This is a genomic window from Flavobacterium sp. 22659 (genome assembly GCF_052044235.1).
In the GTDB taxonomy this organism is placed as follows: Bacteria; Bacteroidota; Bacteroidia; order Flavobacteriales; family Flavobacteriaceae; genus Flavobacterium; species Flavobacterium johnsoniae.
The window spans coordinates 25,852-42,528 of sequence record NZ_JBQEMU010000024.1; the positions used below are offsets into that span (position 1 = coordinate 25,852).

At 35.2% G+C, this 16,677-nt stretch carries 11 protein-coding genes; 2 read left to right on the forward strand and 9 right to left on the reverse strand.

Features of this window, described 5'->3' with window-relative positions; all coding sequences use genetic code 11:
* Positions 1-150 precede the first annotated feature (150 nt).
* The 5 genes from ACTJIW_RS19975 to ACTJIW_RS19995 form a co-directional block, all read right to left on the reverse strand.
* Positions 151-1,233 carry a putative glycoside hydrolase gene (locus ACTJIW_RS19975; protein ID WP_149208249.1) on the reverse strand — a complete coding sequence of 361 codons (1,083 nt, stop codon included), beginning with the start codon at positions 1,231-1,233 and terminating at the stop codon, positions 151-153.
* 8 nt (positions 1,234-1,241) lie between these two features.
* Positions 1,242-2,312: a carbohydrate-binding family 9-like protein gene (locus ACTJIW_RS19980; RefSeq protein ID WP_440716820.1), complete on the reverse strand. Its 1,071-nt coding sequence runs from the start codon at positions 2,310-2,312 to the stop codon at positions 1,242-1,244.
* 7 nt (positions 2,313-2,319) lie between these two features.
* Entirely contained in the window at positions 2,320-3,285 is a 966-nt protein-coding gene (locus ACTJIW_RS19985; RefSeq protein WP_274252623.1) for a glycoside hydrolase family 130 protein, read from the reverse strand.
* Positions 3,286-3,604: 319 nt separating this feature from the next.
* On the reverse strand, positions 3,605-5,482 hold the full coding sequence (locus ACTJIW_RS19990; RefSeq protein WP_149208251.1) for a sodium:solute symporter family protein: 1,878 nt from the start codon (positions 5,480-5,482) through the stop codon (positions 3,605-3,607).
* Between the two features lie 43 nt (positions 5,483-5,525).
* Positions 5,526-7,769, reverse strand: a complete 2,244-nt coding sequence (locus ACTJIW_RS19995) for a GH92 family glycosyl hydrolase (RefSeq protein WP_440716821.1) — start codon at positions 7,767-7,769, stop codon at positions 5,526-5,528.
* A gap of 121 nt (positions 7,770-7,890) precedes the next feature.
* Between ACTJIW_RS19995 and ACTJIW_RS20000 the strand changes: the two genes are divergently transcribed.
* Both ACTJIW_RS20000 and ACTJIW_RS20005 read left to right on the forward strand, forming a co-directional pair.
* Complete coding sequence (locus tag ACTJIW_RS20000) at positions 7,891-8,949, forward strand: sensor histidine kinase (protein ID WP_440716822.1); 1,059 nt, start codon at positions 7,891-7,893, stop codon at positions 8,947-8,949.
* 67 nt (positions 8,950-9,016) lie between these two features.
* Entirely contained in the window at positions 9,017-9,730 is a 714-nt protein-coding gene (locus tag ACTJIW_RS20005; protein ID WP_440716823.1) for a LytR/AlgR family response regulator transcription factor, read from the forward strand.
* Between the two features lie 261 nt (positions 9,731-9,991).
* Here ACTJIW_RS20005 and nagB read toward each other — a convergent pair whose 3' ends face one another.
* The 4 genes from nagB to ACTJIW_RS20025 all read right to left on the reverse strand — a co-directional run bounded on the left by nagB (position 9,992) and on the right by ACTJIW_RS20025 (position 16,675).
* On the reverse strand, positions 9,992-11,905 hold the full coding sequence (gene nagB / locus ACTJIW_RS20010) for a glucosamine-6-phosphate deaminase (protein ID WP_012024100.1): 1,914 nt from the start codon (positions 11,903-11,905) through the stop codon (positions 9,992-9,994).
* Positions 11,906-12,045: 140 nt separating this feature from the next.
* Positions 12,046-14,145, reverse strand: coding sequence for an alpha-L-fucosidase (locus ACTJIW_RS20015; protein WP_440716824.1), 2,100 nt, complete (start codon positions 14,143-14,145; stop codon positions 12,046-12,048).
* Positions 14,146-14,328: 183 nt separating this feature from the next.
* A complete protein-coding gene (locus ACTJIW_RS20020) occupies positions 14,329-15,306 on the reverse strand; it encodes a glycoside hydrolase family 43 protein (protein ID WP_440716825.1) in 978 nt (325 codons plus the stop codon).
* A gap of 193 nt (positions 15,307-15,499) precedes the next feature.
* Positions 15,500-16,675, reverse strand: a complete 1,176-nt coding sequence (locus ACTJIW_RS20025) for an aldose epimerase family protein (protein ID WP_440716826.1) — start codon at positions 16,673-16,675, stop codon at positions 15,500-15,502.
* Between the last annotated feature and the right edge of the window lie 2 nt (positions 16,676-16,677).

The following is a 16,677-nucleotide window of genomic DNA, read 5'->3' on the forward strand; positions in this document are numbered from 1 at the left end:
ATTTATTTAAACACATAGAAACATAGTTTTGGAAACTAAATAAAGACGTTTCACTTTCATTAGCAAACATAGCTATATATTAGAAACTTGTTTCTTTTGTATTCTTTTTATACACACTTAAGAACCTATGCTACTATGTGTTTAAAAATATTATTTTAAACTTGCTTTTGTTTCTTTGATTGTCTTTAAGTTACTTTCAGACAATGCATTTCCGTCAAAAAATGAAACTCCAACCGCTCCATTCTCTTTTGCTTCTAAAATAGCTTGTTTCAATTCTGCATCGTTTTTCAAGCCCGGAATATAAATTCCTGTATTGATTTTCGTTTTCTTATCTTCTAGATCTTCTACACCTTGTTTTGTAGCATAACCAACCCAGTCAATTTCTTCATTGTAAAAGCTGTGGTAAATCATTGGATATACTTCGTCAATATTCCATTTGTCCCAACGCTGGCGCACCATGTGATCTGCCATTTCAGGGTAAGGAAATACAGCAGCTGTTAATTGTTTGTTGTGTTTGTGTGCAATTTTATAAGCATCGTCAACAACAGCTCTTATGGCATTTAAACGGAAGTTTTTCCACTCCATATCGATAGAAGTGTTGTGGCTTTCTTTTGGGTTTTTATGGTGGATTTTTTCGAATGCTTTTACACATTCGTCACAATAACAAAAATCGAATTGTGGTAATTCTACATCCTGAACCAAGTTGTATTTTGGCAGTAAACTGATTGGTAAAAAGATGTCCGGGAAACGAATATAATCTAAGTGAACACTTTCGATTCCTTCTACTTTTGCCAGTTCTTCAACTAAATGTAAAACGTGTTCTCTAGATTCTTTTCTGGTTGGGCATAACCATTGGTAGTAATCGACATAAGGACGATTGTCAAAGCATGATTTTCCTTCTTTACTTACCTGATACCATTCCGGGTGCTGTAACGCAACTGAATCTCCGGGTCTGTTCATCGCCATAATCCAGGCGTGAACTTTTAAGCCTTCTTTAGTGGCAAGAGGCACTAATCTTTTTAAAAGCTGCGGGTCTGTTGTTGTATTGATTAATACTTCGTCGATACCGCCGTCTTTGTATTTTTTGAATTCTTTAGTGTAATCTGCATCTGATTTTTTAGCATCTGCGGTTGTCCAGACTCCAAATTTAAATGCTGCAGCTGGTTCTTCTTTTTTGGCGCAGGAAAAAATGGTAATTGCCAATAAAAGAAGTAATGTTTTTGGTAGTTTCATAGTGTGGTTTATTTTGTTATTATTTTCCCGTCCTGCCTTATAATAAATGTTTCATTAGAAAATGGACTTTTTACTGAAATATTATAACCGCTGGAATGGTTTTCTAAAATAGGTTTTAAAATTTTATTATCAATGCTTATCACTTCTTTTGTTAGATTCGCCATTGATTTTGCCCAGATTTTATTCTTTTGGAAATATTCTTTTTGGGCTCTGTATAAATTGTAAAGTTCCCATTTTACTTTTTCATCCTGCGGAATGGTAAAGTTATCTTTTCCTTCTTTGGATGAAAAATAAACATAGCCCCATTTTTCGGGTTCATGCATATTGATTACGCCCATTGGCGACCAAACCCAGTTGTACTCTGGCAGAAATTTTCCGTCAGCATCTTTTTTGCGTTCGTATTTGCCGTCAATAAGTGAATGCTGCCAGTTGACTCTGGAAAAATTGACTCTCCAAAATTTATCTGCAGGTACGTTTTGATCGAAATAAGAGGTTTTGTAAGCTGCCCACGGAATCGCCATTTCTAAAACCCATCCCTGATCTACATCATTGGGGTTATTAAGTGTTCCATGAATTTTTACTGCTGATTTTAAACCTGTAAGATTCCAGTCGTTTAAAACCACGAGATCATTTTCTCTGTAAGGTTTTGATAAAAATAGATCCCAAGCAGTGTTCAAGGCGTTTATTTCTAATTCGTAATAGTTAAAAGTATCGCTGTCGGGATCTATAAAAACTTCAAAGTCATTGTTGTAAAAAATAATGGTATCTCGCTGCTTTAAATTGGCCCAAACGTGCGGTTCGTCAATCTTTGCTAATATATAAAAATTGGTTTCGTCCCACAGCATTTTAACTTTTGTTGCATATTTTGGCTTAACGTCATTTTCTATATCCTCAAAAAGATCTGTCCATTCTGCTCTGCTCCATGAAGCGTCAGATTCGTCTCCGTCTATTGTTATTGGAGATGTTGTTTTTGCCGCGACGTATGTTTTAGGAATAATCGTATTTTTCTTTGACTGCGCAAAACCTGCCGCCGAAAGAGAAACTAAAACAACTGTTAACCATTGGAATTTTAAACGCATGCTTTTTCTATAAACTGTTATCTTTTGTAAACTGAATTACTTCACTTAATTTACCAAATGCAATGGCTACAGCAGTATCGGCTGCACCGTAATAAACAGCCAGTTTATCTTCCTCTGTATCGTGTAAAGCGGCACATGGAAAAACTACGTTTGGCACGTCTCCTACCATTTCATAAATTTCTGCTGGACCTAATAAATAAGGCTGTGTTCTGTATTTTACTTTGTCTGGTGAATCAACATCCAGAAGTGCAGAACCCATTGCATAACGGAAACCGTTGCAGGTATTGATAACTCCGTGATAGATCATCAGCCAGCCTTCGTTTGTTAAAATAGGAATGGGTCCTGCTCCTACTTTTGTACACTGCCAGGCGCTTTGCTCAAATGGACTTGGTTTCATTACCAAACGGTGTTCTCCCCAATATTTCATATCCGGGCTGTAGCTGATCCAGATATCTCCAAACGGCGTATGTCCGTTATCACTTGGACGACTTAACATGGCGTATTTTCCGTTTATTTTTTGAGGGAATAAAACTCCGTTTCTGTTGAATGGTAAAAAGGCATTTTCGCATTGAAAAAACTCTTTAAAGTCAAAAGTATATCCAATACCAATAGTTGGTCCGTTGTAACCATTACACCATGTAATCCAGTAACGGTCTTCGATGAAAACCACACGTGGATCGTATTTGTAAGCAGATTCGATCATGTCTGTATTACCAGACTGCATTACGATTGGTTCGTGGTTAATGTCCCAATCGATTCCGTTTTTACTAAAGCCGGCAAAAATATTCATTTGAACCGCTTTGTTATCACATCTGAAAACTCCCGCATAACCATCTTCAAAAGGAACTACAGCACTATTAAAAATACTGTTTGATGACGGTATTGCATATCTGTCGATAATTGGATTTTCAGAATATCTCCACATCACATCTTTACTGTTTTCGGGTCTGTCTTGCCAAGGAATACTGCTCATTTTTTTTTGTTTTTTATTGTTTGTTTTATTCTCTCACTTTTGTCATTTACTAAACACATAGGAACATAGTTTTTGAAAATCGCTTAAAGGCGTTTCACTTGCATTAAAAATCATAGCTATGTGTTAGAAACTAGTTTCTTTTTGTATTCTTTTTTATACACACTTAAACCTATGTTTCTATGTGTTTAATTTTTTTCTCAATCTTGTCATTTCGAGGAACGAGAAATCGCACTAGAAATTCCGCAATCTAAATCGTCAATCTTTGTCGAGTTTCGTGTGCGATTTCTCGTTCCTCGAAATGACAAACTGTATGTCTTATCTAATCTTCAATTTTTCTAACCTTATCTAACCACGTAAACTTCAATATCGTAGTCGTTACTAAAAACACAATCAAAGCCGTAATTGCTTTTGGATAATCTCTGATGATGAAGAATATTGGAAGCAGAATCATACTTGACTGCCAGATAATTCCAATTGCGCAGTTCATCATATCTCTCCAGAAATCATTATTTTTCTCGAAAGTATAGTCTTCAACTTTTAATTGTTTATAAACCGGGCCCCAGAATCCCCAAGGTCTAACATTTGAATAGAATGATTTTAAAACTTCCATATCCGTTGGTTTACTTAAGAACGTTCCTAACAGACATCCTAAAATTGAGAAACCAAATATTAACGGAAACAAATAAATTGCCTGTACTTGTGCTAAATCATATAAGAATGAACCTTCGGTTAAACTTCCTTTGGCCTGACCCAAAGCAAATTGTAATGAAGCGACAATTAATCCGGCGAACATTCCCCAGAAATACCCCCAGCCATTAAAACGCCACCAAATCCATTTTAGGAAATTGGCTGCTACATAACCTCCGTACAAAGCACTTGTAATCCAAAGGGTTAAAGAGTTGATTGAGTCTGCAAAGAATCCCATAAAAACACCTAAACCAACTACAAGGAAAGAAGAAATCTGACTTACTTTAATATAATGTGCATTAGATGCAACTGGTTTAAAGTATTTTTTATAAATATCGTTTACGATATAAGCCGGTCCAGCATTTACGAAAGCTGAGAATCCAGACATAAAAGCGGCTAATAAACCTGCTAAAAGAATTCCTTTAATTCCAACCGGGATATATAAATTGACCACTTTTGGCATTAATAATTCCAGATCGGCTCCGGTTAAACCAGTATTTGCATTTAATTCTGGAGCTAAGTTTACCAGCGCAATTACTACGATTCCTGTAATTAATAAATATCTAGGAATGAATAAAATTAAGTTTGTGAAACCACTCATATAAGCAGCTTCTTTAACCGATTTTGTAGAAAGAACTCTTTGTAAATCATAACTTGGCGTTGGCCCGGCAACACTCGCAAAAAACCCTTTAAACAATGTCATCCCGATGAAAGCGCCAAACATTTTATAACCTTCAGAATCAATTAAATTATTGAAGGTTTGGAATTTATCACTCCATTGGGTTTCAAACTGCCAGCCAAAGAAAACATTTTTCCATTCTGGCGTAATAATCGAATTAATCTGAATATCAGTATAATTAATAAATGCATATCCGGCAATTAAAACTCCGGCTACAATCATAATTAAATATTGCACCACTTCTGTCGCTACTACCGAGAACATCCCGCCTTTTACAGTATAAATTGTAGTTAAAAAGATGATTAACAACGCATAAGAACGTTCAGAAGTCAATAAAATCATATCTCCGTAATGAAGCGTTAAATCCCACGGAAGAATAATGGTTACAAATTTTCCAATTCCTTCAAAGAAATAAGCGATAAAACCAATTGTAGAAATAATAGCAAAAATAGCCACAATAATATGCGATGCTTTTCCGGCTCTGTCACTTCCAAAACGGGTTAAAATCCACTCAGAACCTGTCATTACTTTTGATCTTCTAATCCAGACCGCAAGGAACATCATTACAAAAATCTGGTTCCAGATTGGCCACAACCACATGAACATAAAGCTTTTTACACCATACAGAAAAAGTACGCCAATCATCCAGGAAGTTCCGGAAACATCAAACATTCCAGATCCGTTACTTAGACCTAAAAAATACCATTTGATTGTTTTTCCTCCAAGAAAATAATCATCTAATCCTTGTTTTGCTTTTCTTGAAATCCAAATTCCGATACTCACCGAGAGCAGAATGTAAGCTACGATTATCGATACGTCAATAATATCCATTTAATTTTTTTTGTTAGTAGGTTAGTTTTGTTTTTTGTTTTGTTTATTTTTTTGTTCCCCAGCTTTTATTTGGCTGCGATCCCATTACAAAATGTAAAACCCCGCCTTTTAAAATCTGTTGATGTGTAATTGCTGTTTGATTGAATTCGACTCCGTTTAAAGTCGCCGACTGGATATAAAAGTTTTTGTCTGAAACATTCTCAGCTTCAATTACAAACGTTTTCCCTTTTTCAAGATTGATAGTTGCTTTTTCAAAAATCGGACTTCCAATTTCGTATTCGCCAGAAGCCGGATTCATAGGATATAATCCCATTGAACTAAAAACATACCATGCAGACATTTGTCCGCAGTCTTCATTACCGCTTAATCCGTTTGGTGTTGTATTATATTGCGTATCAAGAATATGACGAACCCAATATTGTGTTCTCCAAGGCTGGCCTGCATGATTGAACATATACGCAATATGGTGGCTTGGCTCGTTTCCGTGTGCATACTGCCCAATTAATCCTGAAATATCTGCCGAAACATTGTTTCCCGTAATTTCTGAACTCTCTGTAAATAACTGCTCTAAGCGTTTCGTAAATACTTCAGTGCTTCCGTGAAGTTTAATAAAATCTTCTACATTATGAGGTACAAACCAGCTGTGCTGCCATGCATTTCCTTCGGTATAATCTGTATGTTCTCTGTGATTCGAATGTTTTGGATCGAAAGGCTCGTTCCATGATTTCCCGTCTTCAGATTTTCCTCTCATGAATCCTGTTTTCGGATCAAATAAATATTGGTATGCCTGAGAACGTTTTAAGAAAAATTCGTAATCGGCATTTTTTCCTAAAGCTTTTGCCATTTGGGCCACGCACCAATCGTCATAAGCATATTCCAGAGTAATTGTAACTGATTCGTCTAATAAATTATAAGGTATATAACCGTATTTTTTGTAGAAATTTAAACCACGTTCGTCCTGCATCATCGTAGTTTTCATAGCTTCGAAAGCTTTTTCGGCATCAAAACCTTTTATTCCTTTTAAATATGCGTCAACAATTACCGGAATGGAATGGTAACCTGTCATTGTATTCGTTTCATTGGCGTATAGTGTCCAAACCGGTAATATTTTTTTGGTATCGTAATACGCTAACATTGAGTTTACAATATCTGAAGCTTTATCTGGCGCCAGCAGAGTCAATAATGGATTTTCGGCTCTAAAAGTATCCCATAGTGATAAGGTCGAATAAGCGGTATAATCTTTTGCTGTAACAATTTGATCATCCTCTCTCCTAAATTGACCGTTTTTATCACTATAGGTTACAGGGGCAACTTGTGCGTGATACATCGCAGTATAGAAAATCGTTTTTAACGAATCTACTGGTGTTTCAACTTTAATTTTACTTAATGCTTTATTCCAAACAGAAGAAGCTTCTGATTTTGTATTGTCGAAATTGGCTTTTTCTCCGTCTAAATTTTCTTTAGCATTCGCCGTACTTACAGATGAAAGTGCCACTTTTACAAAAAGCTGATCGGAGTTTTTCGAATCAAAAAATAATTGTGCCGAAGTATTTTCTCCGTCAGCTTTTTCACCATTAACAATTTGTTTATCAGCAATTAAAACTGACTCAGAAATAGGTTTAGAAAACTTAGCCACAAAAAATACTTTCTGATTTTTTGCCCAGCCCATACTATAACGATAACCACTTATAGTATATTCGTCTTCAATTTTAATTTCTGTCTTTAAAGCTTTATCCCAATTAATAGCAAATCCTAAATCGACTACAACAGATTGTTTGTCATTTTTAGCAAATGTATATTTGTGATAAGCTGTTCTTTGTGAAGAAGTTAATTCTACATTGATCTTAGGATCCTCAAGAAAAACCTGGTAAGAACCTGGTGCTGCTTTTTCGTTAGCATGACTGTATAATGATTTATATGGTAATTGATCGCGTGATGTTGTTTTAGCTGTTAAATCGACTTTTTTGTTTGTCGGCATAAATAAAATGTCCGCCAAATCGCCAATTCCGGTTCCGCTTAAGTGCAAATGACTGAAACCAGAAACAATAGAATCTGAGTAATGATAGCCTGAACACCAATCCCAGCTTGAGATTCCGTTATCAGGACTTACTTGTAACATTCCAAAAGGAACTGTCGCTCCAGGATACGTATGGCCGTGTCCACCTGTCCCAATAAAAGGATCAACATGGCTTACAAAAATATTTTCTTGATTATTATTTTTGTATGACTTTATTTTACAACTTGTAACCAGAATTACAAATAAAGCAGGCACGAAAATTTTCTTCATATAAAACAACCTTAATTTAACTTTAAATTTATATAAACTGACTTTTTATTAAAACTTATTTAGACGGACAACATATAAACTTAGATAAACATCAAAAAAAGTCACAAAACACACTCATATTATGAATTTCAATTCTAATAAATTATACCGCGTACCTTTGTATTATCATGTAGTTTTTTGGCTGACTTATTTCTTATTTAATACTTTTAGGTGGGGAAGCTATTTTAACGATTACTGGTATTCGATCAAAACCAACTTACTTGGATTTCCTATTCACATGACACTTTGTTATTTGAATATCCTGATTTTTATGCCGTATCTGGTGTACCGAAAAAAATATGTTTTGTATGTACTTGCGGTTTTATCTGCCATTTTTGTTATGGTATTGATAAAATTCAACCTTACTTATCTTTTAATCACACATGAAGTATGGCCCGAAGGCCCTCAAACAATCGACAAATTAACACTGAATTACACGATTGATATGATGATGGGTGAATTGTATGTAATGACTTTTGTTACAGCAATCAAAATCACTTTAGACTTTTTAAAGGAACAAAAAAGAGTAACTGATTTAGAGAAATCACAATTAGAAACAGAACTGCTTTTCCTGAAATCTCAAATTTCGCCGCACTTTTTCTTCAATACATTAAATAACATTTATTCTTTATCTGTCGAAAAATCGAATAAAACACCAAAGATTGTTTTAAAACTTTCTGAACTGATGCGTTACATGCTTTATGACACAAGCGGAAAAAAACAGAGTTTAGAAAACGAAATTTTGTGTATTCAAAATTACCTTGATCTGGAGCGAATTAGAAATGACGAACGTCTGGAAGTAAACATGGAAGTTTCGGGAGATATTCATGATAAAGAGATTTCTCCGGTGATTTTACTGACTTTTATTGAAAATGCTTTTAAACACGGCGTAAATAAAAACACAGGAAAAGTAAAAATTGATATTAAATTTAAGGTAAAAGATGATTTTCTATACTTTTCAATTTCAAATCCAACGCCAGAAATTACGCAGCATCATGATAATTTTAACAAGTCAAGTGGTATAGGGATTGAAAATGTTAAAAAAAGACTGGAATTAGGTTATAATAAAAGTGACTATAAGCTTTCATTTAAAAATAAAAAAGATATTTTTGTCGTAAAGCTGGTGATTAAAGTATCCTAATACCATTTTTCCTCGTATATAAGTTTACCTGCTAAATTATTTCGCTCAAATAACTAAGATTATAGAAATGAGAATAAAATGTTTGATTATTGACGACGAGCCATTGGCAATCAATGTTATTAAAAATTACTTAGAGCCGCTTGAAAATTTTGAGGTAATAAATACTTTCAGTAACCCGATTGAAGGCTTGAATTTTTTGAAAAATAACAAAGTCGATGTTATTTTTCTGGATATAAACATGCCGGTTCTTGACGGAATTAATTTTATAAAAAGTCTCGAAAATCCGCCTTTATTAGTAATTACAAGCGCCTATAGTCAGTTTGCAATTGAAACTTATGAATTGGACGTTTTAGATTATCTGGTAAAACCAATCGAATTTCCAAGATTAATGAAAACGCTCAATAAAATCAGCAAGAGGTTAGAAAACAAGGCCGCTTCTCCGCAGGAAAACAATCCAGACAGCCCTTTTATTTTCGTAAAGATTGACAAAAAGAGAATGAAGAAAATTTTCTTCAACGAAATTTTGGTTATCGAAAGCCTTAAAGATTATTTAAAAATCAACACCACTACAGGTAAATATATTATTCACAGCACATTATCTGACTTTACAGATTTACTGCCAGAAAAAAACTTCCTGAGAATCCACAGATCCTATACCATTGCAATCGACAAAATCGACGCAGTTGAAGGAAACAGCATTGAAATTGAAGGACTTCGATATGTGATTGGAAGATCGTATATCGATCATGTAAAACAGAGAATTTTAAATTCTTCTATATAGTATTTAACCGCAAAGAGCGCTAAGGTTTACGCAAGGTTCGCAAAGTTTATTCACAAAGCTTTGCGAACTTTTTTATATTCTTTTTTTTCACCAAGCAAAAAAAACTTTGTGTTCTTTGCGTAAACCTTAGCGCTCTTTGCGGTTAAACTACGTCGTCGTATAAAAACAAAAAAAATGCAGCCAACCACGGCTGCATTTCAAAACTTGGTAACTAACCAAATAAACCACATGAAAATAGTTTATTATATTTTAAAGATTTTCTTAGAAGAAATATCGCTTGAAGGCTTCAATTGCTGAATAGTCAGCTAAACCTAGAGCGTGATATTTTTCTGCAGTTAATCTATTTCTGTCTTCTGCTCTAATCCAGAATTCTCTGCTGTCATCACCCTGGAACATTACACCGTCTTTTTGAGACTGGTGATAGAAAATCGCGTGACGTTTTTTAAGCACCTGATCCGGACTCATTGGAACCGCCATTTCAATTTGGTAGGTTTCCCATTCGTGCCAAGCACCTCTGTACAGCCAAACCCAGCAGTCATCCATAAAACTCTTGTGTTTCAATCGTTTCAAAGCTTCAAACAAACTATCCAGACACACTTTGTGTGTTCCGTGCGGATCTGCTAAATCTCCTGCTGCGTAGATTTGATGAGGTTTTATTCTTTCGATGATATCACACATAATTTCGATATCTGCCTCACCAAGATTATTTTTCTTTACCGTTCCTGTTTCATAAAAAGGAAGATCAAGGAAATTTACATTAGAATCCGGCAAGCCTAAATATCTTGTTGCTGCTAATGATTCACTTCTTCTAATTAAACCTTTCAGCTTTCTTACTTCTAATGAATCGATATCATTGCTTTTTTTGTTTTTCAAAAAGTCAATAATAGTCTCTGCCGTAACAGAATCAGCATTTAATGCTTTTGTAATTTCAGCAAACTTTAAAGCTTCCTGATTCGAAACCGCAATATTTCCAGAAGTCTGGTATGCAATATGAACATCATGTCCCTGCTCTACCAATCTGTCAAAAGTTCCTCCCATTGAGATAACGTCATCATCTGGGTGCGGACTAAAAATGATAATTCTTTTTCTTTCCGGAGTTGCACGTTCTGGTCTGTAGGTATCATCTGCATTTGGTTTTCCTCCCGGCCATCCTGTGATAGTCTGCTGCATTTTGTTGAACATTTTAATATTCAAATTGTATGCAGTTCCTTCTTCTGTCAAAACGCTAGACATTCCGTTATCGTTGTAATCTTTGTCAGTCAGTTTTAAGAAAGGCTTTTTAGTTAATTCACTTAACCAAGCCACTGCTTTCAATTTTAATTCGTCTGTCCAGATTACAGATTTTACTAACCAAGGCGTTTTTACTCGAGTTAATTCTGATGAAGCTTCGGTATCTAAAACAAAAGTTGTGTTGTTGTGCTGTTGTAAATACGTTGCCGGAACTCGAGATGAAATTTCACCTTCGATTGTTTTCTTTATAATATCTGCTTTGCTGATTCCCCATCCAAGAAGTACAATTCTTTTGGCATTTTTTACGGTGCCAATTCCCATTGTAATCGCTTTTCTAGGCACATTATCAATTCCTAAAAATGATGATGCAGCATCAACACGTGTTAAGTGATCTAATGTAATGCTTCTGGTTCCTGAATTTACGTGGGATCCCGGTTCGTTGAATCCGATATGTCCCGTTCTTCCAATTCCAAGAAGTTGAAAATCCAATCCGCCGTAAGCTTTGATTTTCATTTCATAATCGATGCAATATTGCTGAAGGTCTTCATTGCTGATGCTTCCGTCAGGAATATTGATATTTTGAGGCGGAATATTAACATGATTAAATAGGTGCTCATGCATAAAGTACCAATAACTCTGAATGTCGTTTTTATCCATTGGATAATACTCATCTAAGTTGAAAGTTACCACATTTGCAAAGCTTAAGCCTTCTTCTTTATGAAGACGAACTAATTCTTCGTATACTTTTATAGGAGAAGATCCTGTTGCCAAACCTAAAACACAAGGTTCGTTTAATTCTTCTTTTCTCTGAATTATATTGGCTATTTCCTGAGCGACTAAAATTGAAGCTTCTTTAGACGAATCAAAAATTACATTGTGTATCTTTTCAAAACGCGTTTCTTCAAACTTTCCTGCTTCTTTGAAATTTATACTTTCTTTAATCATTTGCCTGTTGTTCTAATTATTTAGTATAAAATTAAATATTACATAATGTAAATAATCAAAAATTCGACTAATAACCTGTTACCTTCGCTATAGGACAAAATTTGAAACTTTAACCAAAAAGTTTACAATTCAAAAGGCAATTATAATGTTTCGATAACATTTAATTCTGCAATAGAAACAGTAGATCCCTTTGCCACTGCTGACTTGGCAACAAAACGAATATATCTCGCTTTGGCTTTTTTGAAAGTCTTAATCTGTTCGATTGGGTTGTGTTTAATATTCGAAAATTCACCTTGAGACTGCAATGTCCAGTTTACATTATCAGTGCTTGTGTAGAATTCATAATTTGAAATTAAATTAAGATTGTTTCCTACTTGCTGCGGTATATAAGTAAATCCGTTTAAGTTTAAAAGGCTTCCCATATCTATAATTATTTCCTGTGGAAGTTTGTTTTGATCATTACCAAAACTCCAATCGGTATCTGGGTTTCCGTCGATAACACGATCAGCTGATTTTAAATCTCCGCTTGAAGCCGAAACTATTTTCCAGTTTTCTTTTGATGCGCCGTATTTTGCCGTTTTTACTGCGCTGCTAATATTTTCTACAGCATCAATTGCTACAGCTTTTATGGTAACCGCTTTATTAACCCGAAATACTCCTTTATATAAGGTGCTTTTTTTCGTTGGATTTTTTCCGTCAAGCGAATAATAAACAGGATTTCCATCTTGAGATTTAATCGTAACATCGCCGTTTTTATCACGGCTGATTTCCGGCATACGCACAAAAGTTGGTGCATTGTAAGCCTGAATATTTGAAATAACAATGTTTGCTTTTGAATCTGTGATATTGATTCTTAATGCCGATGCTTTAACCCGGTCGATTCTTAGAATTCTTTTGTAACCAATTGTCGTTTCGTTTGCAGCAGTTTTCCAGTTTCCATCTACTTTAACCTCAACATTAAAAGCTTTTACACGCTGCCCAAGTGCAATATATTCCTGAAGTAGAATTCGGTTTATGTCTGTAGGTTTATCAAATTCAAAAGTTATTGAAGCGGTTTTTACATTATCATCTGTTGCCCAATACGTATTTTTATTTCCGTCGACAGCATTTTTTCCTGCAAATGTTTCGCTGCTGCCTCTAACATTCTCAGCTGTAATTTTTGTTTTAGGTAATAATTCGGTTTTAAAATCAGCTTTTACAGTCGCTACCAATTCTTTTAATCGGGCTTCGTCATTTTCGTGAACCAAACCTCTCTTGTCAACCGGAAGATTTAATAATAAAGTGGCATTTCGCCCAATTGATTCGTAATAAATATCGACCATTTCATCCAGCGGACGTACTTTATCATCTTCAACTGAATGATAAAACCATCCCGGTCTGATCGAAACATCGGCTTCGCCGGGAACCCATTTTTCTCCGTCTTCATGCCCCGACATAAATTCGGTATAATGTACTTTTCCGGCCAACTCATCTTTTTGGCGCAAAAGCGACCAGTTTGTTTTTCCGGCACGGCCTTCTTCATTTCCAATCCATCTTGCTTCAGAAGGGCCTACGCCCCAAACCAAAGTTTTTGGTGCAGTTTTGTAGATTAATTTATAGGTTTCATCCCAATTGTAATATTCAAGTGTATTGATTTTTCTCGTTTCATTGGCTCCGCCATAATAACCGTCACCGCCGTTTGCACCGTCAAACCACATTTCAAAAACATCTCCGTAATTGGTCAATAATTCTTTCAGCTGGTTTCTGAAATAGGTAATATATTCCGGCTTGCCATAATCTGCACGGTTTCTGTCCCAGGGAGAAAGATATAATCCTAATTTTAAATCGTATTCTTTACAGGCTTCTGCCAATTCTTTAACCAAATCACCTTTTCCGTTTTTCCACGGAGAATTCTTCACAGAACGTTCTGTATATGCCGAAGGCCATAAACAAAATCCGTCGTGATGTTTGGCTACCAAAATAATTCCTTTCATTCCGGCCGCTTTTACAATACGCGCCCATTGGCGAACGTCTAAATTTGTCGGGTTAAACAAAGCTGGAGATTCGTCTCCGTAACCCCATTCTTTATTGGTAAATGTATTTAATGAAAAATGTACAAAAGCATAAAATTCCATTTCCTGCCAGTCCAGTTGTTTTTGTGTAGGAAGCGGACCAAAAGGTTCCGGAGCTTTTACAGTATTTTGACTGTTTGCAGAAATTGTGATACATAGAGAACACAAGAAAAGAAAAATGTTTTTCATCGTATGGTGATTCATAACGTATTAATAAAATAGGAACAACACAATATTAATGTAAATTACTATTCTAAATGTTATTATTTCGACCAACAACGATTTTGAATTGTTAAGTGTATGCTGTAAAAAAAATCAGGTTTCAAATTTCAGGTTAAAAACCCGGAACTTGAAACCTGAAATAAAAAAAACTTATTTCACATTTAAGAACTGAAAACTTGCAGGATCAGCCACAATTTTCCCGTCTTTAAATTCAATTGAAATAATTCCGGCTTTTCTTGGTGAAACACCGCTTTCGCTAAAATGTGTATGCAGTACATAATGCATTTTGTTGTTTTTATCCCAAAAAACATCACCGTGGCCAATTCCGTTTTGTTTGGTGTTTTTTCTGCTGATGATTGGGCTGTCTGCTGCTTTTTCCCAAGGTCCAAGCGGACTTTTACTGGTCGCGTAACCTACAGCATAATCTATATTTCTGAAATCATTTGCCGAATAAATCATGTAATACAAACCGTTGTGTTTTAAAACTGTCGGGCCTTCTGTAACCGGCCAGCTTACATTTTGTGTGTTTTCCCAAGGCAAAATTCCCGAAATACATTCAGTTAAAGTTTCTGGTTTTATACTTTGAAAATCGTCATTGATTTCTGCTGCGAAAATTCGGTTTCCGTTAGTTAAACGCACATGATATAAATATTTTTTTCCATCTTCATCAATAAAAATGAACGGATCGATTTGGTTTCCGGTTTTGATAATTGGTTCTTTTGATTCGCTTTTAAACGGCCCAAGCGGACTGTCACTTACTGCGACTGCAATATTTTCATTTGCAGTGTAAATCATGTAAAATTTATTTTGATACGAAAGTATCTGCGGTGCCCAGAAACCTTTGTCACCAAAAGCATCTCCTTTTTTTAAAGCCAGACCGCTCTGAGCGCCATTTGGACCTTTCCAGTCTTTTAAATCTGTTGAGGTATATACCTGAAATCCTTCACCGTTGGGAAAATCTCCTGTTGTGGTTCCGTATAAATAATAGGTTCCTTTGTTGTAAAATATAGTTGGATCGGCCAGTAAGATGGTATTCGATTTTACTTCTTTTGGTTTATCTGTGCTTTTTTCTTGTGAGCAAGCTGTAAAAACACAGAATAATGTTATTACTGATAGTATTTTTTTCATGTTTTATGTTTTAAATGCTTTTTTAACCGCAAAGAGCGCAAGGAATTACGCAAAGGGCGCAAGAGTAAAAAAAAAATAAGGAATTACTTTGGGTTCCTTCGACTTCGCTCAGGGTGACAAAAGTGAGAAAAAAACTTTGCGACCTTTGCGTAATTCTTAGCGCTCTTTGCGGTAAAAAAACTTTGCGGTTAAACTACTTTTTTACAGAAAACTGATAATAAGAAACTGTATGATATTTTTCTCCGGGTTTTAAAACAATCGGAGCAAATTTTGGCTGACTTGGCGCGTCTGGAAAATGCTGTGTTTCTAAAGCAAAAGCAGTTCTAAAATCGTCTTTTGCACCACTTTTAAAGGTGTTTTTTGACTGCATGAAATTCCCGCTGTAAAACTGTAATCCCGGTTCTTGTGTAAAAATATCAAGCGTGATTCCCGATTTATCACCAGAAATTGTTGCAGCATGATTTAATCCGTTTTTCTTAGTTCCGTTTAAAACGTAATTGTGGTCGTAGCCTTTTCCAAATTTCAACTGTTCATCTTTGGTTTCGATTCTTTCGCCAATGGTATGTTTTGAAGTAAAATCAAAAGGCGTATTTTTTACTGGCTTTAATTCACCACTTGGAATCAAACCTTCATCAACAGGAGTAAATTTGTTGGCATAAATTTGTAATTCGTGATTTAAGATTGTACCGCTTCCTTCTCCATTTAAATTAAAAAAAGCATGATTGGTTAAATTGACAATTGTTGTTTTATCTGTAGTTGCTTCATATTCCATTTGAACCGAATTATCATCAGTAATCGTATAAGTAACTTTTACAGATAAATTCCCTGGAAAACCTTGTTCGCCGTCTGGTGAAACATAGGTAAAAACCAGAGTATTTCCATTTGTTTTTTCAACATTCCAAACTACATCCTGAAAACCTTTTACACCGCCATGCAAGGCATTTTTCCCATTGTTTAACGGAACTTGATATTGTTTTCCTTCTAATGTAAATTTTCCTTTTCCAATTCGGTTTCCAACTCTTCCAATCGTTGCTCCAAAATAAGGTTCTGTTGAGGTTTTAAAACCTTTCGCACTGTTCATTCCCACCACAACATCGGTTGGTTTCCCGTTTTTATCGTTTATCCAAAGTCCGATTAATCTTCCGCCGTAATTGGTAAAAGCGGCTTTAATACCTTTGTTTTCGATCCAGTATAAACCAACTTTTTTTCCGTCGATTATGGTATCGAAATTTTTAGTTTGTAAAACAGCTTTTGTTGAATCTGATTGTATTGCAGCAGTTTCTTTTGAAGTGTTTTCTTTTTTATTTTCCTTACAATTAAACTGAAAAAGCGCCAGTAAAACGACAGCTGTTATTTGGATATTTTTCATTT